General features: G+C 60.8%; 22 protein-coding genes and 1 pseudogene. 15 read left to right on the top strand and 8 right to left on the bottom strand.

Annotated elements, in window-relative coordinates:
* Window positions 1-56: 56 nt before the first annotated feature.
* Entirely contained in the window at window positions 57-1,682 is a 1,626-nt protein-coding gene (locus AB4O23_RS16630) for a methyl-accepting chemotaxis protein (protein ID WP_065878908.1), read from the bottom strand.
* Between the two features lie 233 nt (window positions 1,683-1,915).
* On the opposite strand from AB4O23_RS16630, the pseudogene AB4O23_RS16625 reads away from it, so the two are divergent.
* Window positions 1,916-3,342: pseudogene (locus tag AB4O23_RS16625) on the top strand (nucleobase:cation symporter-2 family protein).
* 13 nt (window positions 3,343-3,355) lie between these two features.
* Window positions 3,356-3,817: an LEA/WHy family protein gene (locus AB4O23_RS16620; protein ID WP_017528514.1), complete on the top strand. Its 462-nt coding sequence runs from the start codon at window positions 3,356-3,358 to the stop codon at window positions 3,815-3,817.
* A 49-nt stretch (window positions 3,818-3,866) separates the two neighbouring features.
* Here the strand turns inward: AB4O23_RS16620 and AB4O23_RS16615 are convergent, their stop codons facing one another.
* Window positions 3,867-4,793 carry a carbon-nitrogen hydrolase family protein gene (locus AB4O23_RS16615; RefSeq protein WP_065878903.1) on the bottom strand — a complete coding sequence of 309 codons (927 nt, stop codon included), beginning with the start codon at window positions 4,791-4,793 and terminating at the stop codon, window positions 3,867-3,869.
* 90 nt (window positions 4,794-4,883) lie between these two features.
* On the opposite strand from AB4O23_RS16615, the gene AB4O23_RS16610 reads away from it, so the two are divergent.
* On the top strand, window positions 4,884-5,804 hold the full coding sequence (locus tag AB4O23_RS16610; protein ID WP_116078548.1) for a LysR family transcriptional regulator: 921 nt from the start codon (window positions 4,884-4,886) through the stop codon (window positions 5,802-5,804).
* On the opposite strand, the gene AB4O23_RS16605 is transcribed toward AB4O23_RS16610, so the two are convergent.
* Window positions 5,776-6,030, bottom strand: coding sequence for a hypothetical protein (locus AB4O23_RS16605; protein ID WP_003190904.1), 255 nt, complete (start codon window positions 6,028-6,030; stop codon window positions 5,776-5,778). The genes AB4O23_RS16610 and AB4O23_RS16605 overlap by 29 nt on opposite strands.
* 164 nt (window positions 6,031-6,194) lie before the next feature.
* Here AB4O23_RS16605 and AB4O23_RS16600 point away from each other — a divergent pair, with 164 nt between their 5' ends.
* A complete protein-coding gene (locus AB4O23_RS16600; protein WP_017528517.1) occupies window positions 6,195-6,515 on the top strand; it encodes an ElaB/YgaM/YqjD family protein in 321 nt (106 codons plus the stop codon).
* 17 nt (window positions 6,516-6,532) lie between these two features.
* Here AB4O23_RS16600 and AB4O23_RS16595 read toward each other — a convergent pair whose 3' ends face one another.
* Window positions 6,533-7,567 carry an Ldh family oxidoreductase gene (locus AB4O23_RS16595; RefSeq protein WP_460060015.1) on the bottom strand — a complete coding sequence of 345 codons (1,035 nt, stop codon included), beginning with the start codon at window positions 7,565-7,567 and terminating at the stop codon, window positions 6,533-6,535.
* 172 nt (window positions 7,568-7,739) lie between these two features.
* On the opposite strand from AB4O23_RS16595, the gene AB4O23_RS16590 reads away from it, so the two are divergent.
* The 10 genes from AB4O23_RS16590 (at window position 7,740) to AB4O23_RS16545 (ending at window position 15,077) form a co-directional block, all read left to right on the top strand.
* The gene (locus AB4O23_RS16590; RefSeq protein WP_065878896.1) at window positions 7,740-7,922 is read left to right on the top strand and encodes a hypothetical protein; all 183 of its coding nucleotides are present in this window, start codon (window positions 7,740-7,742) and stop codon (window positions 7,920-7,922) included.
* Between the two features lie 80 nt (window positions 7,923-8,002).
* Window positions 8,003-8,737, top strand: coding sequence for a hypothetical protein (locus tag AB4O23_RS16585; protein ID WP_460084736.1), 735 nt, complete (start codon window positions 8,003-8,005; stop codon window positions 8,735-8,737).
* Window positions 8,731-8,877: a hypothetical protein gene (locus AB4O23_RS16580; protein ID WP_460084739.1), complete on the top strand. Its 147-nt coding sequence runs from the start codon at window positions 8,731-8,733 to the stop codon at window positions 8,875-8,877. The genes AB4O23_RS16585 and AB4O23_RS16580 overlap by 7 nt, the downstream gene beginning before the upstream one ends.
* A 192-nt stretch (window positions 8,878-9,069) precedes the next feature.
* Window positions 9,070-10,065: a FecR family protein gene (locus AB4O23_RS16575; protein WP_017528523.1), complete on the top strand. Its 996-nt coding sequence runs from the start codon at window positions 9,070-9,072 to the stop codon at window positions 10,063-10,065.
* A 328-nt stretch (window positions 10,066-10,393) separates the two neighbouring features.
* Window positions 10,394-10,843, top strand: a complete 450-nt coding sequence (locus tag AB4O23_RS16570) for a hypothetical protein (protein WP_026067309.1) — start codon at window positions 10,394-10,396, stop codon at window positions 10,841-10,843.
* Window positions 10,843-11,391, top strand: coding sequence for a hypothetical protein (locus AB4O23_RS16565; protein ID WP_017528525.1), 549 nt, complete (start codon window positions 10,843-10,845; stop codon window positions 11,389-11,391). The genes AB4O23_RS16570 and AB4O23_RS16565 overlap by 1 nt, the downstream gene beginning before the upstream one ends.
* A gap of 67 nt (window positions 11,392-11,458) precedes the next feature.
* The gene (locus AB4O23_RS16560) at window positions 11,459-12,202 is read left to right on the top strand and encodes a hypothetical protein (RefSeq protein WP_065878893.1); all 744 of its coding nucleotides are present in this window, start codon (window positions 11,459-11,461) and stop codon (window positions 12,200-12,202) included.
* 61 nt (window positions 12,203-12,263) lie between these two features.
* The gene (locus AB4O23_RS16555) at window positions 12,264-12,944 is read left to right on the top strand and encodes a C39 family peptidase (protein WP_017528527.1); all 681 of its coding nucleotides are present in this window, start codon (window positions 12,264-12,266) and stop codon (window positions 12,942-12,944) included.
* 38 nt (window positions 12,945-12,982) lie between these two features.
* A complete protein-coding gene (locus AB4O23_RS16550) occupies window positions 12,983-13,726 on the top strand; it encodes a hypothetical protein (RefSeq protein ID WP_017528528.1) in 744 nt (247 codons plus the stop codon).
* A gap of 49 nt (window positions 13,727-13,775) precedes the next feature.
* Window positions 13,776-15,077 (top strand): coiled-coil domain-containing protein, encoded by a 1,302-nt coding sequence (locus tag AB4O23_RS16545; protein WP_065878888.1) that lies wholly within the window; start codon window positions 13,776-13,778, stop codon window positions 15,075-15,077.
* Between the two features lie 68 nt (window positions 15,078-15,145).
* Here the strand turns inward: AB4O23_RS16545 and AB4O23_RS16540 are convergent, their stop codons facing one another.
* A complete protein-coding gene (locus AB4O23_RS16540) occupies window positions 15,146-16,468 on the bottom strand; it encodes a sigma-54 dependent transcriptional regulator (protein WP_017528530.1) in 1,323 nt (440 codons plus the stop codon).
* Between the two features lie 343 nt (window positions 16,469-16,811).
* Between AB4O23_RS16540 and AB4O23_RS16535 the strand changes: the two genes are divergently transcribed.
* On the top strand, window positions 16,812-17,072 hold the full coding sequence (locus AB4O23_RS16535; RefSeq protein WP_017528531.1) for a hypothetical protein: 261 nt from the start codon (window positions 16,812-16,814) through the stop codon (window positions 17,070-17,072).
* A 58-nt stretch (window positions 17,073-17,130) separates the two neighbouring features.
* Here AB4O23_RS16535 and AB4O23_RS16530 read toward each other — a convergent pair whose 3' ends face one another.
* The 3 genes from AB4O23_RS16530 to gnd are packed head-to-tail and all read right to left on the bottom strand — an operon-like array spanning window position 17,131 to window position 20,464.
* Window positions 17,131-17,964 carry a Cof-type HAD-IIB family hydrolase gene (locus AB4O23_RS16530; RefSeq protein WP_017528532.1) on the bottom strand — a complete coding sequence of 278 codons (834 nt, stop codon included), beginning with the start codon at window positions 17,962-17,964 and terminating at the stop codon, window positions 17,131-17,133.
* Window positions 17,961-19,484 carry a glucose-6-phosphate dehydrogenase gene (gene zwf, locus AB4O23_RS16525; RefSeq protein WP_460060009.1) on the bottom strand — a complete coding sequence of 508 codons (1,524 nt, stop codon included), beginning with the start codon at window positions 19,482-19,484 and terminating at the stop codon, window positions 17,961-17,963. Before zwf ends, AB4O23_RS16530 begins: the two co-directional genes overlap by 4 nt.
* Window positions 19,481-20,464: a phosphogluconate dehydrogenase (NAD(+)-dependent, decarboxylating) gene (gene gnd, locus AB4O23_RS16520; protein ID WP_460150199.1), complete on the bottom strand. Its 984-nt coding sequence runs from the start codon at window positions 20,462-20,464 to the stop codon at window positions 19,481-19,483. The genes zwf and gnd overlap by 4 nt, the downstream gene beginning before the upstream one ends.
* Window positions 20,465-20,648: the final 184 nt, after the last annotated feature.

Below are 20,648 nucleotides of genomic sequence, written 5' to 3'. Positions count from 1 at the left end.
ACCACCACAATGTGGGAGGGGTTTGCCCCTCCCACCTTTGGCTGCATTGCAAAGGGTCAGATCACAAACCTGGCCACCATCGCATTCAAGTCCACCGCGAGGCGCGACAGCTCATGGCTGGCCGCGCTGGTCTGGTTGGCGCCCGCCGCCGACTGCGTGGCCAGGTCGCGGATGTTGACCAGGTTGCGGTCCACTTCGCGAGACACCTGGGCCTGTTCTTCCGAAGCGCTGGCGATCACCAGGTTGCGTTCGTTGATCAGGCTGATCGACTGGGTGATCTGCTCCAGCGCCACGCCAGCGGCGCGGGCCATTTCCAGGGTGTTCTGGGTGCGCTGGTTGCTCTGCTGCATCGATTGCACGGCTTCACCGGTGCCGTTCTGAATGCCGGCGACCATTTTTTCGATCTCCTGGGTCGACTGCGCGGTACGGTGGGCCAGGGCGCGTACTTCGTCCGCCACCACCGCGAAACCGCGTCCGGCCTCACCGGCGCGGGCCGCTTCGATGGCGGCGTTAAGGGCCAGCAGGTTGGTCTGCTCGGCAATCGCGCGGATCACATCCAGCACCTTGCCGATGTCACGACCTTGCGTGGCCAGGCCCTCGATCATCGCGGCGGTATTTTGCACATCCTGGGTCATGGTCTGGATCGCGCCGACCGTTTCCACCACCCGATCACGGCCTTCGCGCGCCGCCAGGTTCGATTGGCCCGACGCCTCGGAGGTGGACACCGCATTGCGCGCCACTTCTTCCACCGCCGCGGTCATCTCGTTGACCGCCGTGGCGGCCTGGTCGATTTCATTGTTCTGCTGCTGCAAGCCTTTGGAGGCTTCTTCGGTGACCGCGCTCAGCTCTTCGGCGGCAGAGGCCAGTTGCGTGGCCGAACCGGCGATGTGCCGGATGGTCTGGCGCAGGTTGGCCTGCATCGCGGCCAAGGCACCGATCAAGCGCGCGGGCTCATCCTTGCCATCATCTTCAATGACGTTGCTGAGGTTGCCGGCGGCGATAGTTTCAGCCACTGCCACCGCTTTGCGCAACGGCGTGACGATGCTGCGGGTCAGCAACCAGGCCAGCAACACGGTGAGCAACGCGGCAGCCACCGATACGATGATTACGCCGGTGATCGCGACGTCGTACCCATGGCCGGCATCGGCGTCGGCTGCCTTGGCGCCGGCAGCGTTGATGGCGATCAGCTTGTTCAATTGCTCGCCCATCTGGTCGGTGCCTTCCTTGATGCGGCTGTTGATCAGCGCACGCATCTCATCGACCTTGCCTTGCCTGGACAGGGCGAGCATCTCACTCTGAGCCTTCAAATAGTTCTCCAGCGTGACGCCAAAGACCTTGAACAGCGCCGCTTCTTCCGGCCCGGCAGGCAGCGCGGAGTACGCGGCCTGGGCGGTCTTCACCTTGTCAGTCAGCACGCCTATGCGGGTTTCAGCCTCCTGCAACCCGGCCGGTTCGCGGTTGACCAGTACGCGAAACGACAGGATGCGCATGCGCAGCACGTTCTCCATCATCGTGCCCAGGTTCGTCACGCTGGGCAGTTGGTTGGCGCTCATCGCCATCGACGCCTCGCGAATCAACGTCATGCGGTTGACCGCAAACACCCCCAGCACCACCACTAACAACGCAATAAATGCGAAACCGAGAGAAGCGCGCGGAGCAATATTCAGATGGCGAAGTGACATAAGAGAATTCTCAAAAGTAATGTTTGCGTGCATCCCTGCCGCGAAACGATCAATCGGTGTCAACGCACCGCTCAGACCTTGGTCACCACTGTGATTGCTGATCGGTGGGCCTGTAAGAGCTATCGGCTGGCTCAGGGGTTTTATGCAGGGCATTCATAAATATTTTTTTACACTTCTGACGATAGGCGGTTTCTGGCATCCTGCGCCTCCCTTTTCTGACCCGAGCCCTCACCTTGTCTGACGCTCAAGCCCCGCGCCCCCGCTATAAATCCGAGCTGATCTACGGCCTTGAAGACCGCCCGCACTTCAGCGCGGCGATCTTTGCCGCGTTGCAGCATGTGCTGGCCAGTTTCGTCGGGATCATCACGCCTACCCTGATTGTCGGCGGCGTACTTGGCCTGCAAAGCGAAGTGCCGTACCTGGTGAGCATGGCGCTGTTCGTGTCGGGGCTCGGCACCTTTGTGCAGGCGCGCAAGTTCGGCCCGATCGGCTCGGGATTGCTGTGCCTGCAGGGCACCAGTTTTTCGTTTATCAGCGTGATCCTCAGCGCCGGCTTCATGGTCAAGGCCCGGGGCGGCGGTACCGATGAGATCCTCTCGACGATATTCGGCATCTGCTTTTTCGCGGCGTTTATCGAAGTGGTGCTCAGCCAGTTCATTGGCAAGCTGCGCAAACTGATCACCCCGGTGGTGACCGGCACCATCATTACCCTGATGGGTTTGTCGCTGATCAAGGTAGCGGTCACCGACATGGCCGGCGGCTTTGGCGCCAGCGACCTCGGCGCAGCCGGCAACATGGGCCTGGCGGGCCTGGTGCTGCTGACCATCGTGGTGCTCAACCGCTTCAACAACCCGTTCCTGCGCCTGGGTTCGATCGTAATCGGCCTGACCCTGGGCTTTGTGGTGGCCTGGCTGTTGGGGCGCGTGGAACTGGCGGCATTGCCGCAGGTACCGCTGATCAGCGTGCCGGTGCCGTTCAAGTACGGTTTTTCGTTCGACTGGGTGGCGTTTGTGCCGGTGGCGGTGATCTTCCTGATTTCACCCTGGAAGCGGCCGGTGATCTGACCGCCAACTCGATGATTTCCCAACAGCCGGTCAAGGGCCCGTTGTACATCAAGCGCATCAAATCCGGGCTGCTGGCCGACGGCCTCAACTCGGCGATGGCCGCCACGTTCAACAGCCTGCCGATGGTGACCTTCGCCCAGAACAACGGCGTGATCCAGTTGACCGGCGTGGCCAGCCGCTATGTGGCGTACTTTATCGCCGGGCTCCTGGTGTTGCTGGGCCTGTTCCCGATGATCGGCGCGGTGCTGCAACTGATGCCCAAGCCGGTGCTGGGCGGCGCGACGCTGATCATGTTCGGCACGGTGGCCGTGGCCGGCATCAAGATCCTCGCCGAAGCCGGGCTGCACCGGCGCAATGTGCTGATTGTGGCGATTTCCCTTGGCATGGGCCTGGGCGTTGCCGCCGTGCCCGAAGTGCTGCGTGAATTGCCCAAGGCGCTGCACAACATCTTCGAGTCGCCGATCACCGTGGGCGCGTTCTGTGCAATCTTGCTGAACATTTTCCTGCCGGAGGCGTTCATAGAGCTGGAGGAAGATGAATTTGATCCGGAGTCCTCTACCCTCAAAGTCATGCAAGACCCGGACGTCACGAAATAGGAGCACCTTGTGTATGCGCACGCTCATGGTTCTATCGCTGTTGCTGCTGACCTTGAGCAGCTGCGCGCTGTTCCCCAACCGTGACCCGGTCAACATCAACGTGGTCGGCATCGAGCCGCTGCAAAGCCAGGACCTGGAAGTGCGCTTCGCGGTGAAACTGCGGATACAGAACCCGAATGAAACGGCGATCGACTACAACGGCGTGGCTCTGGACCTGGAGGTCAACGGCCGGCCGTTGGCGGCGGGCGTGAGCGACCAGGCCGGAAGCATCCCGCGCTTTTCCGAGACCGTGCTGGTGGTACCGGTCAGCGTTTCGGCGTTTTCGGTGTTGCGCCAAACCCTGGGCCTGAGCCAGACCCAGAGCTTGAACAACCTGCCCTATGTGCTGCGGGGCAAACTGGCGGGCGGCCTGTTCGGCACGATGCGCTTTGTCGACCGTGGCACGTTGGACCTGCCGAACACTGCAACCTGGTGAGCACCTTGTTCACACTACGGCGAATGCTGCGCCTTTAGAGCGCGTGCGGTCAGTCAGTGATGAAGCGCACACCGGGCTTCTCGCGCTCGTCCACCACCAACTCAAACACATCCGGCCGGGCATAGTGGCCCACCACGTCGTAGTCATACCTGGCCCGTACCAGGTCATCGGTATTGATCCGCGCGGTCAGCAACCCCGCTTCCCCCAGCAGCGGCCCGGCGAGGATGTCGCCCATGGGCCCGACAATCACGCTGCCGCCAGCGATCAATGGGCGGTCTGAAGGCCAATTGGCAATCGCCAAACCCAACGCCTCGGGCGAGGCCTGTACCTGGCAGGCACTCACCACAAAACAGCGCCCCTCGTGGGCCACATGGCGCATGCTCACTTGCCACATTTCGCGCTCGTCCACGGTAGGTGCGCACCACACCTCGACGCCTTTGGCATACAGGGCGGTGCGCAGCAGCGGCATCATGTTTTCCCAGCACACGGCGCCGCCGATACGCCCCACCGCCGCGTCGATCACCGGCAAGGTGGAACCGTCGCCCTTGCCCCAGATCAGCCGCTCGGTGCCGGTAGGCATCAGTTTGCGGTGTTTGGCGACCAGGCCGCCCGCCGGCTCGAAATACAACACAGTGCAGTACAAGGTGCTGCCACTGCGCTCGATCACACCGAGCACCAGGCTGGCCCCGGTGCGCGCCGACAGGCCGGCCAACGCCTCGGTCTCGGTGCCCGGCACGTCGATGGCATTGGCGAAGTAACGGGCAAAGGCTTCACGGCCTTCCGGCAGGCGGTAGCCCAGCTGCGTGCCGAACGCTTCACCTTTGGGATAGCCGCCGAGCAACGCTTCAGGCATGACCACCAATTGCGCGCCACTGCGCTTGATGTCGTCCTCATAGCCGAGGATTTGCGCCAAGGTCTCAGCCTTGCCGCCCGGCAATGCGCCAATTTGCAACGCCGCCACAGTAGAAACAGGCATCACGATCACTCCGAGTAAGGGGGTTGCCCATTCTCGCGCCAGCCCGGATCATGAATAAAGCCCACCTCAGTACTGAATGATATGAACCCAATGAATATCGCCCAGGTCGACCTGAACCTGCTGAAAACCTTCGAAGCCCTGCATGACGAGTCCAGCGCCAGCCGCGCGGCAGTGCGCCTGGGCGTCACCCAATCGGCCATCAGCGCGGGCTTGCGACGTTTGCGCCAGGTGTATGGCGACCCGTTGTTCGTGCGCACCGGCCGAGGCCTGGCGCCGACGTTGCGGGCCAATCAGTTGAAGCCGGTGATCAGTGAAGCGCTGGAGCGCTGCCGCCAGAGCCTGGCCATGGTCAACCCCGATCACCCGGATTATCAGGGGCGCTCCGTGGTGGTGGGGCTGTCCGATGATTTTGAAATTGCCTATGGCCGCCGGCTGATGCTCGAAATCGCACAGCGCTTGCCGAAACTGCGGGTGATTTTCCGCCAGACCCACAGCCAGATCGTGGCGGGCGCCCTGCTCGACCGCACGCTGGACCTGGCGATTACCGCCGGGGGCTTTGCACAGAGCCGCTTGAGTCGACAGGTGCTGGCCGAAGGCGATTACCGCTGCCTGGTAGACCCCGCCAGCCTGGCCCCGGATCAGCACGGCATCAGCCTGCAAGAATTCGTCGCCCGCGAGCATGTACTGGTGTCATCCGGCGGTTTTATCGGGATTACCGACGAAGGTTTGGCGGCCCAAGGGCTGAGCCGGCAGGTGTGCGCCTCGACCAGCCATTTTGCCGCCCTGCCTTTTTTGCTCACGGGCAGCCAGGCAGTGGCGACCATTCCCGGGCACGCGGCGCTGGCCATCGCGCACATGACCGGCCTGCGTGTATTGGCTTGCCCGCTGGCGCTGCCGCGTTACCCGGTCGAGCTGGGTTGGCGCACCCAGGCCCAGTTGGACCCGATGTTGCTCAAAGTGCGCGAGGCGATTGTGGCGAGCTTTACTTCGCCGCCGCCATCAGTTTGTTGACTTCGCTGCGCACCATGTTGGAAAACTCCGGCGGCGACATGCCGTCGAGTTCAGCGCGAACCCATTCGGCCCACTTGCCCTTGCGCTTGGCGCGCTCACCGAACAACCGGGCAGCTTCGCCCTTGGCCTTGCCCAGGTTGGTTTGCCACAGGTCGTAGAGGCGCGACTTTTCATCTTCCAGCTCGGCGCGTTCGGCGAGGGTCTTGTTGGCGAGATTGAAGCTCATGGTTGAATTACCTGCTGCACAAATAGGCGACATCTTACACTGTAGGTCGAAATTTCCAGATTCGGATTTGGCTCAAGGCCACGTTTGCGCAAAAAAACTGCAACTTTTGCGCACGCCCGATACTCCATTGTTCACTGCCACATTCACCCGCAAGGAGTCACACAATGGCCCGCAAAACCGCTGCCCAAGCCGTCGAAGAACAAATCAAGGATCAAGCCTTCAGCGAACTCACGGCGTTGATCGAAGAATCAGACAAATTGCTCAAGAGCAGTGCTTCCCTGGTCGGTGAAGAAGGCGAAACCCTGCGCGAGCAGGTGGCGATCAAACTCAAGCAAGCCCTGGACTCGGTGTCCAATGTGCGCGAGCGCAGCAAGCCGGTGGTGGATGCCACCGAAACCTATATCGGCGGTCATCCGTGGCAGACGGTGGCGATTTCCGCAGGCTTCGGCCTGGTGGTCGGCTTGTTGCTGGGCCGCCGCAACTGATCGACAGCGGTGGGGGCTCAGAGCGCCCAGTCGCGTAACTGCGCCAGCGCTTGCGCCTCCACCGTGATCCCCTCATCCAACGACTTCGCCCGCGTGCGATGACGTCGATCCCCCGGCAAGCGCCGTAAACCCGCCGCATGCATCTGCCGCACCAGCTCCTGGCTGCGCTCGGCGAAGCTTTGCCCGGCGGTTTTGCTCGGGTCGATCACGATCAGCAACTGCCCGGTCCAGGGCGTACGCGCTCCCGGATGGTCGGCCCAGTTGAACTCGAAGGAAAAGTTGCCCCCGGTCAGGGCCGCCGCCAGCAACTCCACCATCATCGACAACGCCGAACCCTTGTGGCCGCCGAACGGCAGCAACGCACCGCCCTCCAACACGGCTTTCGGGTCGGTGGTGGGTTGGCCGAGGCTGTCGACGCCCATCCCCGGCGGCAACCGCTCGCCCTTGCGCGCGGCGATCTGCACGTCGCCATGGGCAATGGCGCTGGTGGCCAGGTCAAATACGATCGGTGCGCCATCGGCGCGCGGTGCGGCGAAGGCGATGGGGTTGGTGCCGAACAAGGGGCGGTCGGCGCCGTGGGGCACTACGCAGGTCATGCTATTGACCACGCTCAGCGCCACCAGCCCTTCTTCGGCGAAGGGTTCGACGTCGGGCCACAGGGCGGCAAAGTGATGGGAGTTATGAATGGCCAGCAGCGCAATGCCGGCGCTGCGTGCCTTTTCAATCAGCAGTGCCCGCGCCGCCGCCAATGCCGGTTGAGCAAAACCGTTGCATGCATCTACCCGCACGAAGCCCGATGCCACATCCGTGACAACCGGCGTGGCGTTGCCGTCAACCCAGCCGCTGGCCAGCGTGCTGAGGTAACCAGGAATGCGGAAGATGCCGTGGCTATGGGCGCCGTCGCGCTCGGCGCTGGCGCAATTGTGCGCCAGGATCGCCGCCGCCTCCGGGGATGTTCCGTGCTTTACAAACACCGCGTGCAGCAGTCCCACCAGTTCGTCGAAACCAATAAGCGCCGTTGCGTGGTCAATGAGGGAAGACTGGGCAGACATCTGTAGCTCCGATTTTGTAATTGGAAGAGACAACAAGCATCCAGACCGCTGATTAAACAATGCTTCACCTGCCACCTGTCAACGCCCGCTTCAGTTATCTACCGCCTTGCGCGCGGTGTTGCTTCGATTGGGGACGAGCGCCGCTGGCTCGACTCCAAACCGCGGGGCCGAGTTGGCTTCACTGCGCCGCGAACTGCAACAACCCTTTCCACAAGCCCGGCCCGACAAAATGCCGGTTTCATTGGAGCAATGGCTCAAGCCGCGCCAGCCGGCCACTATCACGCTGGCTGAGCTGGACCTGACGGCGCCTGAACGCACGCAACTGCACATCTTCGAAACCACGAGGTTGCCCTGAACGACCTGGAGCACAGCACGCTGAGTCATATTTACCGGGACAAGAGCGGCGCCCAGAACGTTGTGCCCTTGGCGGGCAAGGTGTACGCGGTAAAAAAAACCGGTGAGCACTGGCGCCTGAGCAAAGGTAAGCAGCACGGCCCCTATCTGCTGCGCAATGCGCAGGGCCAATGGACGCTGGACCTCGACACGCATCACCCGCGCTACGGCAAAATCTTGAGTCGCTATATGGGTCAGGTGTCTACGTGGCTTGATGAAAGAGACGCCATCAATGTAGAGGCGGTGGGCATGCGCGCAATTACCGCGATGTCGAGTTGGAAAGCCCAATGTATCAATGAAGCACTCAATGTCGCGACGTACTATGCGGTGACCGCCAAACGCAATCTTGAAAACTTTGCGACACTGCGCGGGCCAGACAGTCGCCTGGGGCGCTTTTTCAGCGAACTCTTCGGCGTTATCGCACTGACGCCCGAGCAGGTACAACCAGTCGAGCGGCGGGTGGACGAAGTGCTGGATGAGTTGATCAACCACACGCTGTCGGGCCTGACTCAATGCGTTTTGTCAGCGGCACCGCTCGCGAAACCCAACAGGACACCATTGCGTTCATCCTGCTCAAGGATGCAGAGCATAAAATCTACCTGCTGGACCGTTTTTTCGCCCCCCCCCGATAGACATCTATCAAAACTGCTTGAAAAAGCGCGTTGTCGCTCTCTACCCCGGCGAGCATGCTGTTCAGAACGTGGGACTCGTTCACTCAGGAATGGGAGGATTTCGGCTCCGACAGTTCAACCTCAACGCAGAAAAAAACAGTGCTGACGACCACCGGTGCCAAGACCCTGGAGGATGCCCGCGCGCTCTTCATGAGCAACAGCGACAAGCGCATCGACACCCTCCTGGCCAATGCCGATTCGGTGGCCTACATGATTAGCCAAGCGGGTCGCGCGCTGGACCCGTGAGCCTGAGCCGCGCGCTGGTGGCTCAGGGCAACCGGGGGTTTCCGCAGATTTTTCGCATGCCATGGCGCGAATGTGCTGAAACTTCAAGGCGCGTCCAAACGAGAATAGCTTCCAATTGATGTGCAATCGCCATGACGGCTGTTCTCGTCGTAGTCCTGTGGGGGTTAGAATGTGCGAAATCAGGATGAGTCAATGAGCGAAAAGCCCCTTTTAGAAGCCGAATATGACGCCATCACCGACGCCGCCGCGCATTGGTGCATGCGCTTGCATGCGAGTGACTGCACCCGCGATGAACGTTTGGCTTTTGAGCAATGGCACGACTCGCATCCGCTGCACGCCTTTGAATACGCGGCCATGCTGGAAATCTGGGACGTCGCCGACCACCTGCCACGCACTGCACCTGTGGCGGTGGTGGTGCCGTTCAAACCCCGCAGCCGGCTGCGCACTTACGCCGTAGCGGCGGCGATCTGCCTCGCTGCGTTGCCGTTGGCCGCCTTTACCGGCTGGGAAGCGGGCTGGCTCCCGAGTTCCTATCAACGCTTCGAAGCGACCACCGGTTTGCGCCAGGTGACGTTGGGTGATGGCAGCCAGGTGGAACTCAACCTGGGCACGCAGCTGGTCTATAGCAATTACAAGGACCAACGCCGCGTCACGCTGAAAAAAGGCGAAGCCTTTTTCAACGTCAGTCATGACAGCGCGCATCCGTTTATCGTGCGTGCCGGCGAAGGCCAGGTACGGGTCACCGGCACGCAATTCAACGTCTGGAAATATGGCGACCAAGTGCGGGTGACGTTGCTAGAAGGCTCGGTGCAAATTGCCAGCGACCCCGTACACGGCAGTGTGCCCCTGACCCCCGGCATGCAGGCCAGCTATCAATTGGGCGACGCCACGCCACGGGTAAAAACGATCAACCCCAATGACAGCGCGCTGGCCTGGCGCCAGGGCAAGCTGATCCTCGACAACCTGGCCCTGGCCGATGCGTTGCCATTGATCAACCGCTACCTGAGCAAACCGGTGATGCTGGCGGACGCCACCACCGGGGCCATTCGGATTGGCGGCATCTACAACACCCATGAGGTCAACAACCTCATCCCCTCCCTGCCCAAGGTTCTGCCGGTGTACCTGACCCAGAACCAGGACGGCAACCCCGTACTCAACTCCATCCCGCGTAAAACCCCAAAAGGCTGAGCCTTGCCCGCAGGCCGGGGTTTACGCGTGCCTGTTGTGTCCATTTTTGAAACACCTCCCCGCCCTGAACCGCACGCCGTGAGCGGATTCATCGTTTTGTCATGTGCAGTGTTACAGCGCTGATACAGACGGGTGAATCGTTTGGGGTGTGACGGTATAAGCGCGCCTGAACGACAAGCTGTATCAGCCATGAAACAGCCGCAACATCACGCGCTACGCAAAAAATCACAAGCCTTTGAATAACAACAATAAATAAAAAACGGCACGGCTTCTGCTCTGTCCCTTACAGCGCTGTTTAGGGTCAGCGCGAACAATAAGGAATGCCGCCGTGACCACACTCACTCAAGGTTCGATGAACGTACTGCTGATCAGCTGTGTACTCAGCGTCGGCATCAGTGCGCCGAGCGTTGCCGGTGACGGCGTGATCGTGACCGGCCGCAACGTGCAGGCGCATATGTACGGCCGCGCCGCCTTTGGCAAGGACCCCTACCCCACCACCGCCAACGCCAATCCCAGCCAAGAAATCATGGCCGCCACCGGCGAACTCAGTGACCGCGATATCGGCGGTGTCAGCAGCGGCTCGAGCATCGTGCGCGCCATACAGACCAGCGGCAGCCTGACCGGCCCGCATGCCACCCAAAGCAGCCTGTCGACCCTGGGGGCCGGCTCAGCCGCCGGTCATGGCAGCGGCAGCAATATGGGCGGGCAGATCAGCGACTCGATCCAACGCGGCATGGCGCCCCTGAATAACATCGGCAGCATGATGGGGGGCAAGTAATGAATCGCTCCCTGCTCATCCTCGCCTTGCTGGCCGGCGCCCCCGCATTCGCCGACGACAGCGCCGTGATCAACAACAGCGGCACACAGTACGGCGGTGTTCTGTCGATCAACCAGGCCGCCGGCAACCAGAACCAAACGTCCAACAGTCGCGCCATTGCCGTTGGTGGCCAGGCCACCAACGTGAACATCCAGCGTATGGACGGCAGCGTCGACCCGTCCCTGAACGCCAAGGCGGCGATCCAGGGCCACGCCTTTACCAGCGGCAACGGTGTACTGGGCATCAACCAGTCGGCCGGGGCCAATAACCAATCCATCAACGCCGTGCGGATCAGCATCAACCCTGGCCCGCAAAGCATCGATGACAGCGTCCTGTTGCAACAGAACACGACGCAGTTGACCGACTCAGGGCTCACCCCCACCACTGGCAGCCGCCTTGTCGTTACCAGCGACCAGGCCTTCACAGGCAGCCGAGGAGTGATTCAGGTGAACCAGAGTGCCGGGGTGGGGAACCGAGTGGCTAACACCCTGGGTATCACTATCAAGTAATCGCTTGGTAGCACTGGCTGGACCGTACCAACACTTAACTCACTAATTAGAAGCAAGGAGAAACACCATGAAACCTCAAATGGCTCTGAAACCACTGGTTTTCGCTCTCGCCGCACTCATGGCTGCCGCAGCTCAAGCAGGTGGCTGGCACCCTGCGCCTCAACCTACCGGCACCATCGCCGCTGTCGTGACGGATGTACAAAACAGCGCGATCAACAAGTTTGACGACACCAAAACCGAAAACAACGCCTCGGCCGATGGTTCGGTAAACGGCAACAGCGGTAACGTTGGGGTCAACGTCCAGTCAGGCAGTGGCAACCAGGCAGACAACTCAGCCGCCATCTCCAGCGCCAAAGGTGATGCCGCCACCGTCTTCGGCGTGGTCGATGTGAACCAAAACAGCGCGGCGAACAGCTTCGTCAACAAAGGCACCCAAAACAACGCTTCGCTGGATAACTCGGTTAACGGTAACTCCGGCAACCTGGGTTACAACGGCCAGGCCGGTCAAGGCAACCAGGGTAAAAACAACCTGGCAATCGTGACCGCCGACGGCAAAAACATCGCCGCGGCCGCCAACACCGAGCAAAACTCGCTCGCCAACAGCTACCTCAACACGGCCGCTACCAGCCACGGCTATGGCCATGGCGGCAAGGCCCAATACGTGTCCAACAACTCCAGCCTCGACAACTCGGTTAACCGCAACTCCGGCAACGTGGGTGTGAACCTGCAATCGGGCTCGGGCAACCAAGGCAGCAACAGCCTGTCGATCGGTCAAGGTTGCACCGTCTGCGCCAGCGGCGTGCGCTTCTGATCCAACGGGGCCTTGGCGACAAGGCCCTTTTTTATTCCCGTGTCCAGCAGGTCATACGATCATGCGCCTCGCGACCCTCACCCTCCTGATGTTGCTCACCGGCCCCACGTGGGCAGGCACCATGGCGATCTCCGCCATGCCTGGCGGTGCAGTGATTTTCAAGAAGGTCGAGAGTATTCGTGAACGCCGGTTCGCCAACCTGGTGGAACAGAAAACCGATTTCAGCTGCGGTGCCGCGGCACTCGCCACCATCCTGCGCCAAGCCTACTGGCTGGACGTCGACGAAGATCACATCATCAAAGGCATGCTGGTCACCGCCGACCAGAACCTGGTGCGTACCCAGGGTTTTTCCATGCTGGACATGAAGCGCTACCTCGAAAGTATCGGCATGCGTGCCCGGGGCTACAAAATTGCGCCAGACACTCTGGTTACCGTGAAGATCCCCGTGGTGGTGCTGCTGGAAATTCGTGGCTACAAGCACTTCGTGGTGCTGCAGCGAGCCGACAAGGACTGGGTCTATATCGGCGACCCGGTGCTGGGCCATAAGCGCTATTCCCACGATGATTTCGTCAAGGGCTGGAATGGCATCGTCTTCGCCGTGCTGGGTGAGGGTTACGACAAGGCCAATGTCTTGCTCGACCCACCTGCGCCGCTGACCGCCAAGAACCAGTTGAATGAGTTCAGGCCCGTAGGCGATGCCGAGCTGATGGATTTCGGTTTCATACAGAGCGACTTCTTTTAAGAAGCGCAATAAGGGGCAGGACGCTCCAGGAGCAGAAGATGAACACTTCCCGTTGGCTGACGGTCATGTGTCTGGCAGCCTCGATGCCCGCTTATGCTTCATCGGCATTCAAACCGATCGAACTCAAGGATTCGGAAATGGCCGACCTGCGCGGCCGTTATGTCATGCCGGGGCGCATCATCAGTTTCGGCATTGTCATGAGCAGCACCTGGACCAATGCCGTGGGCGACAGCATCACCGGCAAGGCGAGCATGCAGGTCGACTCGTCCACCCTCACTCCGCAATTTTATGTGCAAACCACCGGTTCGACCGGCAACGGTACGAACCCGAACACCGGTACCGGCACTGTCACCGGCGGCGCCGGCCTGGGCAGCGGCCAGGGGGTGACGCAAAGCGTGCGCACCGCCGGCGACGGCAACACCGCCTACAACAACGTGGGGATCACCGTCGAGAACGGCCTTGCCCCCGCCAACCTCGCGCAATCGGGGCAGGTGCTGGTGGCCGGCGGTACGGTGACCGGCGACAGCGCGGCTGGCCGTGTAAGCGTGTCGGCCAATAACGGCGGGTTACAGATGGCGATCCAGGCCAACCATAACCAGGGCAACAGCCTGCAACAGATCGGCGGTGGAAACGTGCTGCAAGGCACGGTTTTGACCGGCAACACCAACTTCGTCAACAACATGACCCAACTCAACGTGGTAATGAACAATAACGGTTTGAACAACGGCGCATTGAACTGCAATTTGGATCAACTCAAAGGCCTACGCACCCTCGGTTATTGAACTACGCTGACCCTCGACACTTACGCATTAGAAAAGGACGGCTTATTTCATGCATCGATCGTTATCGCTCCGTGCGGTGGTCTGTTTAAGTACGCTCTTGCCCGCATCCGTTTTGTATGCCGCGCCGGATGCCGATATCGAAACCCTCAAACAGGAACTCCTGGAACTCAAGCAGCGGTACGAAGTGCAGCAAAAAGCCCTGGCCGTGCTGGAACAACGGGTGCGTCAAGTCGAAGACCAGCCGGCGACTCCCGCGCCACGGCGCCTGGCCAAATCCCCGGCAGACTTTCAAAAAGCCAACGGCACCACGGTGGCGGGCACAGGCGCCGCGGCGGCATCCGGCGGCGCCGGTGGCGGCAGTTCCTATGGCCAGTCCCTCAAGGACGATTCGGCCCCCGCGCAAAGTGTGAGCAACTTGTATAACGAAGCCAGCGGCTTTTTCGGCAACGGCAAGTTCAGCTTTGAAACCGGCATCACCTACGCCCGCTACGACGCTCGCCAGTTGACGCTCAACGGTTTCCTGGCGCTGGACTCGATCTTCCTCGGCAATATCAACCTGGACCGCATCAAGTCCGACAACTGGACCCTGGACCTCACCGGCCGCTACAACGTCGATAACCGCTGGCAGTTCGACGTGAACGTGCCGGTGGTCTACCGCGACTCTACCTACCAGTCTGCCGGCGCGGGTAACAACGGCACCGCCACCTCCGAACAGTCGGTCACCCGCGACCCGACCATTGGCGACGTCAACTTCGGCGTGGCCTACAAGTTCCTCGACGAAACCCCTACCCTGCCCGATGCCGTGGTGTCGGTGCGGGTCAAGGCGCCCACAGGTAAAGAGCCGTTTGGCATCAAGCTGGTCAACAAGCCGGGCAACGACAACCTGTTCGTGCCGGAAAGCCTGCCCACGGGCAACGGCGTCTGGTCGGTCACCCCGGGGATCTCGCTGGTCAAGACCTTCGACCCGGCGGTGTTGTTTGGTTCGGTGTCCTACACCCACAACTTCGAAGACTCGTTCGATGACATCAGCAGTGACGTCAACCAGAAAGTCGGCGGCAAAGTCAGGCTGGGCGACAGCTTCCAGTTCGGCGTCGGCGTAGCCTTTGCCCTCAACGAGAAGATGAGTATGTCGTTCTCGGTGTCCGACCTGGTGCAGCGCAAAAGCAAACTCAAGCCCGATGGCGGAGACTGGCAGTCGGTGGTATCCAGCGATGCCAACGCCGGGTATTTCAACGTGGGGATGACGATTGCGGCCTCGGATAACCTGACGATCGTGCCGAACCTGGCGATCGGCATGACCGACGATGCGCCGGACTTTACGTTCAGCCTGAAATTCCCTTACTACTTCTAACTGAGGTTCACACAAGGAAAAGCCCCGCAACGATAAGGGTCGTTGCGGGGCTTTTCGGTTTACCCGCCCTAGCGGATCTGGTGTTTGTGCAGCAACCGGTAGAACGTGGGCCGGGAAATTCCCAGCACGCGGGCCGCGACACTCAGGTTGTCGCTGTGCCGGTTGAGTACATCGCACAGCGCCTGGCGTTCGGCGCGGTGCTTGTAGTCTTCCAGTGTAGCCATCGGGGGTGAAATTGCCTGCTCGCCTTGCAAGCCCAGATCAACGGCTTCTATCTGGCGCCCTTCGGCGAGTACCAAGCCACGGCGCACACGGTTGGCCAGCTCACGCACATTGCCGGGCCACGGGTGCTGCCCCATGGCCACCAGCGCGGTTTCGCTGAAGCTGCGGGGCCGACGGCCGGTTTCCTGACTGTAGAAACGTGAAAAGTGGTTGGCCAGCATCGCCACGTCACCATGGCGCTCCCGCAAGGGCGCAGTGACCACTTGCAACACGTTGAGCCGGTAATACAAGTCTTCGCGGAATCGGCCCTTGGCCACCGCAGCCTCAAGGTCGACGTGGGTGGCCGCCAGCACGCGCACATCCACCGGAATGGGTTGGCTGCCGCCCACGCGCTCGATGTGTTTTTCCTGCAGGAAACGCAGCAGGTTGGCTTGCAGTTCCATCGGCAGATCGCCGATCTCATCGAGGAATAAGGTACCGCCGTGGGCCGCTTCGATACGCCCGACCTTGCGCTGGTGGGCACCGGTAAACGCGCCCTTTTCATGGCCGAACAATTCCGATTGGATCAAATGTTCAGGGATCGCCCCGCAGTTGATCGCCACAAAGGGCTTGGCGTGACGCTGGGATTGGCGATGCAGGGTCTTGGCCACCAATTCCTTGCCGGTACCGCTGTCACCCCGGATCAACACGGGGGACTCCGTCGGTGCCAGCTTGGACAACAACTTGCGCAGTTCGCGGATGGGCCGGCTGTCACCCAGTAGTTCATGGCCCTCGTCCACCGGGGTATGGCCCTTGCCGCGTAGGCGCGCCATGCCGAAAGCGCGGCCCAGGGTGACCTGCACGCGGGCAACGTCGAAGGGCAAGGTATGGAAGTCGAAAAACCATTCGCACACAAAGTCACCGACGTTTTGCAAGCGCAGCACATCCTGGCTGAGCACGGCGATCCACTCGGTGCCGCTGCGGCCAATCAGTTCCTTGACGGCTTCGGGTCGTTCCAGGTGATAGGGCTGCAGGCGCAGCAGGCCGATATCGCAGGATCGGTCACCTACCGCTTCCAACGCACAGCTATCGACTTCCCAGCCGGCGGTGCGCAAGCCGGGCAATAAGCCATGGCAATCGTCGCAGGGGTCGACCACGAGCAAACGGCGTTGGACGGCGGGCACACCCATGACTGTTCCTTGGCGTCAAAATTGTTAAAAGTATTTAGAAACAACGGTTTGTGATGCCTGGCGCTAACACTAGCAAGCTATTGACGCGGGGCTTGTACCGTTTTGCTATAAGAGTTGGCAAAAAGCCACTTGCGCAGACTTCAGACAAAAAAGTTGCAGGCCTTGGAAACTTTCATTCAGCTTTTAAAACAGCCGCTTACCTGACGCCAATCACAGAAAGTTGAAAATTGTGGCGCTAACATGTGACCCGTACCCCGCCATCGTGCATCAGTACAAGTAACCCACCGCACGGTCCGCCCAACCGCCGGTACTCACTTGAATGGGCATTTAGAGAGAGACCCACATGAACGCCCCGCTCCGCATCAACGAAGCTCTTTTGATCGCAGACCGTGCTTTCCAACCCTTTCAGTGCGTGGCCTGGCACGATGGCAACGGCGCCCTCAGCCTGAGCGTCATCGACCGTACCAATACCCGTATCGGGCGCAAACAACTGTCGTCGCATACTTATAGCGACCCGGCGCAATTGGAAAACTTGCTGTTGCAAGCCCGCGCCGAGCTCGACAAAGATGGCCACCAGTTGCAGTCCTGGGCAATGCCCAAGTAAGTCAACGTGCACACTTTCGATCACTGCAAAACAGTGATCGAAAGTTGCGTCGTATCACTTATGGTGCTCGTCGCGCCGCCAGAATAAACCGTTCAATCGCCTCGGCCGCGCCATCGTCGACATTACTGCCGGTGACCACGCGTGCTTGGCGCTTGACCGTTTCTTCGGCCTGCCCCATGGCAATCGACAACCCGGCCACGTGAAACATCGCCGGGTCATTGCCGCCATCGCCGATCGCCGCCGTTTGCTCCAGTGGTACGCCAAGATGGTGTGCCAAGGTCTTCAAGGCTTCGCCCTTGTTGGCCAACATGGCGGTGACATCCAGATACACCGGTTGCGAACGCGACACCTGGGCCAGCCCCTGCACCTTGGGCTGCAGCCGTGCTTCGAGCTCCACCAGCAATTGGGCGTTGTTGCTGGCCGCGACAATTTTGTCGACCCGGTCCAGGTAGGGCTCGAAACTCTCCACCACCACCGGCCCGTACCCCAGGCCGTCGGCTTCGCGCTGCACCATCGGCCCCGGTGGATCACGGCGCAACCAGTCACCGTCAGCAAACACCCAGACTTCCACCTCCGGCTCGGCCGAAAACAGCGCCAGCGTAATCAGCGCCGCCTCGGCCGGCAGATGGTGGGCAACCAGGATGCTGCCATCCGGGTTGATCAGTGTGCCGCCATTGAAGCCCGCCACCGGAATATCGATGCCGAACGCCTCGACCAAGTGCAGCATGGCCTTGGGCGGGCGCCCGCTGGCCAGGCTGAAAAACACCCCAGCCTCGCGCAGCTGGTGTACCGCATCCAACGTACGTGGGCTGAAGCGGTGATCGGGATGCAGCAAAGTGCCGTCCACGTCACTCAGGATAAAACGGATGGGATGGATCGCGGCGTCACTCATCCGAGCGTGTGCCAGGTACGGCCATCGCGGGCCAGCAACGCATCGGCCGCCGCCGGGCCATCTTCACCGGCCTTGTAGGCCTGGATCCCATCGTCTTGCTTCCACGCATCCAGGAACGGCTGCACCGCACGCCAGCCGTTCTCGATGTTGTCGGCGCGCTGAAACAAGGTCTGGTCACCGGTCATGCAGTCGTAAATCAGGGTTTCGTACCCGGTCGAAGGCTGCATCTGGAAGAAGTCCTTATAGGCGAACCCCAGTTGGATGTTGGCCATGTCCAGGGTCGGCCCGGGCTTTTTCGCCAACAGGTCGAACCACATGCCTTCATTGGGCTGGATCTGGATCTTCAGGTAGGTAGGCTTGAGCTCATCGACTTCGGTGTCGCGAAACTGCGCATACGGTGCCGGTTTAAAGCAGATCACGATCTCGGTGTCGCGCACGCTCATGCGCTTGCCGGTGCGCAGGTAAAACGGCACGCCAACCCAGCGCCAGTTGTCGATCATCACCTTGAGCGCCACGAAGGTCTCGGTGCTGCTGTCAGGCGCGACGTTGGCCTCTTCGCGATAGCCCGGCAAGGGCTTGCCGGCGATTTCACCCGCAGTGTACTGGCCCCGTACCGAGTTGGCCCGCGCATCCTCCGGCGACCAGGGGCGTACCGCGCCGATGACCTTGGCCTTTTCACCCCGCACCGCATCGGCGCCAAACGCCGCCGGCGGTTCCATGGCCACCATCGCCAGCAACTGGAACAGGTGGTTAGGCACCATGTCGCGCAGGGTGCCGGTTTTTTCGAAGAAATTGCCCCGGGTCTCCACGCCGACGGTTTCGGCGGCGGTGATTTGCACGTGGTCGATGTAGTGGTTGTTCCAGAACGCCTCGAACAGCACGTTGGAGAAACGGCTGATGAGGATGTTCTGCACCGTTTCCTTGCCCAGGTAATGGTCGATGCGATAGATCTGCTTCTCGCTCATTACCTTGAGCAGGCAGGCGTTCAAGGCTTCAGCGGTGGCCAAGTCTGAACCGAACGGTTTTTCGATGACCACGCGACGGAAACTGTCATCGGTCTCGGTCAACAGGCCCGCACTGCCCAGGCGCTGCACCACGTCACTGAAGAAACGCGGTGCGGTGGCCAGGTAGAACACCGCGTTGCCGGTGCCGCTTTGGGCGATCTTGTTGCCGATGTCGGCATAGGTGCGGTCGTCGAGGAAGTCACCCTCGACATAGCTGATGCCCTTTGCCAGTTGCGCCCACAAAGCCGGGTCAAGGGCGTTATCGGCATTGCCCTTGACCTTGCTCGCGGCCTCGGTGCGGATAAACGCCTCGAGCTTGGCGGCGAAGTCGGCATCGCTGATCGCGTTGTGATCGACGCCGACAATACGCAGGCCATCGCCCAGCAAACCGTCACGACTGAGGTTGTACAGCGCCGGCATGAGCAGGCGCTTGACCAGGTCGCCATGGGCGCCAAACAGAAACAAGGTGGTGGGTGGAGCAGGTTCGGCCTTGGGTTTCTTGCCGTTGGCGGTCATTTTTTGGAGGTCTCCACATGACCACCAAAGCCGAAGCGCATGGCAGACAGCATCTTGTCACCGTACGTGCTCTGCTGGCGCGAGCGGAAACGCGCGAACAACGACGTGGACAACACCGGCACCGGCACGGCCTGCTCCATCGCAGCCTCGATGGTCCAGCGGCCTTCGCCACTGTCGGCCACGGAACCGGAGTAGCCGTCCAGTTTAGGGTCGGTGGCCAAGGCGTCGGCGGTCAGGTCCAGCAGCCAGGACGAGACCACGCTGCCACGGCGCCAGACTTCGGCAATGTCGGCAACGTTCAGGTCAAAGCGTTGATCTTCCGGCAGGTTTTCCGAGTTCTTGGTCTTGAGGATGTCAAAGCCTTCGGCAAACGCCTGCATCATCCCGTACTCGATGCCGTTATGGATCATCTTGACGAAATGCCCTGAGCCTGCAGGGCCGGCGTGGATGTAGCCCTGCTCGGCACGCGGGTCGGCAGCGGCCGAACGGTCTTTGGTACGCGGGATGCTGCCCAGGTCAGGGGCCAGGCTTTTGAAGATCGGGTCCAGGCGTTGCACGGTCTCGGTGTCGCCACCGATCATCATGCAGTAGCCACGCTCCAGGCCCCAGACGCCGCCGGAGGTGCCGACATCCACGTAATGCAGGCCCTTCTCGGCGAGTGCTTTTCCGCGACGCACGTCGTCCTTGTAGTTGGTGTTGCCGCCGTCGATGATCACGTCACCGTGCTCCAGCAGCTCACTCAGTTCATTAATGGTGCTTTCGGTGGGGTCGCCTGCCGGCAACATCACCCAGACGGCGCGAGGCTTTTGCAGCCCGGCAACCAGGGCCTGCAAGTTGGCGACGCCGGTGGCGCCCTCCTCGCTCAAGCCTTTGACAAATGCTTCGTTACGGTCGTAGACAACGGTGGTATGCCCATTGAGCATCAGGCGCCGTGCAATATTCCCGCCCATGCGGCCTAGTCCGATAATCCCCAGTTGCATGTGCTGATGCTCCTAACTACTAAAAAATGTGTGACATAGTTTATAGCGCAATGAGGCTAATGAGGGTTAGTCAGGGCCAGATCCGTGTAGTTTCATGGCAAAAAAGTTGCCATCGTTTCACCATCACTGCCACCAAAGTCACACGACCGCCAAAAATAAAAAAGTTCCATTGCCGCGAAAAAGA

It is taken from the genome of Pseudomonas sp. H2_A10, assembly GCF_054680085.1.
The sequence above is the reverse complement of the archived record's forward strand: the minus strand, read 5'-3'. Positions and strand labels throughout refer to the sequence as shown.

Bases quoted from the DNA above. Each gene is read 5' to 3' on its own strand.
- AB4O23_RS16630 (WP_065878908.1), bottom strand. From the start codon at position 1,682: ATGTCACTTCGCCATCTGAATATTGCTCCGCGCGCTTCTCTCGGTTTC.
- AB4O23_RS16620 (WP_017528514.1), top strand. From the start codon at position 3,356: ATGCGCACGCTCATGGTTCTATCGCTGTTGCTGCTGACCTTGAGCAGC.
- AB4O23_RS16615 (WP_065878903.1), bottom strand. From the start codon at position 4,793: ATGCCTGTTTCTACTGTGGCGGCGTTGCAAATTGGCGCATTGCCGGGC.
- AB4O23_RS16610 (WP_116078548.1), top strand. From the start codon at position 4,884: ATGAATATCGCCCAGGTCGACCTGAACCTGCTGAAAACCTTCGAAGCC.
- AB4O23_RS16605 (WP_003190904.1), bottom strand. From the start codon at position 6,030: ATGAGCTTCAATCTCGCCAACAAGACCCTCGCCGAACGCGCCGAGCTG.
- AB4O23_RS16600 (WP_017528517.1), top strand. From the start codon at position 6,195: ATGGCCCGCAAAACCGCTGCCCAAGCCGTCGAAGAACAAATCAAGGAT.
- AB4O23_RS16595 (WP_460060015.1), bottom strand. From the start codon at position 7,567: ATGTCTGCCCAGTCTTCCCTCATTGACCACGCAACGGCGCTTATTGGT.
- AB4O23_RS16575 (WP_017528523.1), top strand. From the start codon at position 9,070: ATGAGCGAAAAGCCCCTTTTAGAAGCCGAATATGACGCCATCACCGAC.
- AB4O23_RS16565 (WP_017528525.1), top strand. From the start codon at position 10,843: ATGAATCGCTCCCTGCTCATCCTCGCCTTGCTGGCCGGCGCCCCCGCA.
- AB4O23_RS16560 (WP_065878893.1), top strand. From the start codon at position 11,459: ATGAAACCTCAAATGGCTCTGAAACCACTGGTTTTCGCTCTCGCCGCA.
- AB4O23_RS16555 (WP_017528527.1), top strand. From the start codon at position 12,264: ATGCGCCTCGCGACCCTCACCCTCCTGATGTTGCTCACCGGCCCCACG.
- AB4O23_RS16550 (WP_017528528.1), top strand. From the start codon at position 12,983: ATGAACACTTCCCGTTGGCTGACGGTCATGTGTCTGGCAGCCTCGATG.
- AB4O23_RS16545 (WP_065878888.1), top strand. From the start codon at position 13,776: ATGCATCGATCGTTATCGCTCCGTGCGGTGGTCTGTTTAAGTACGCTC.
- AB4O23_RS16540 (WP_017528530.1), bottom strand. From the start codon at position 16,468: ATGGGTGTGCCCGCCGTCCAACGCCGTTTGCTCGTGGTCGACCCCTGC.
- AB4O23_RS16535 (WP_017528531.1), top strand. From the start codon at position 16,812: ATGAACGCCCCGCTCCGCATCAACGAAGCTCTTTTGATCGCAGACCGT.
- AB4O23_RS16530 (WP_017528532.1), bottom strand. From the start codon at position 17,964: ATGAGTGACGCCGCGATCCATCCCATCCGTTTTATCCTGAGTGACGTG.
- zwf (WP_460060009.1), bottom strand. From the start codon at position 19,484: ATGACCGCCAACGGCAAGAAACCCAAGGCCGAACCTGCTCCACCCACC.
- gnd (WP_460150199.1), bottom strand. From the start codon at position 20,464: ATGCAACTGGGGATTATCGGACTAGGCCGCATGGGCGGGAATATTGCA.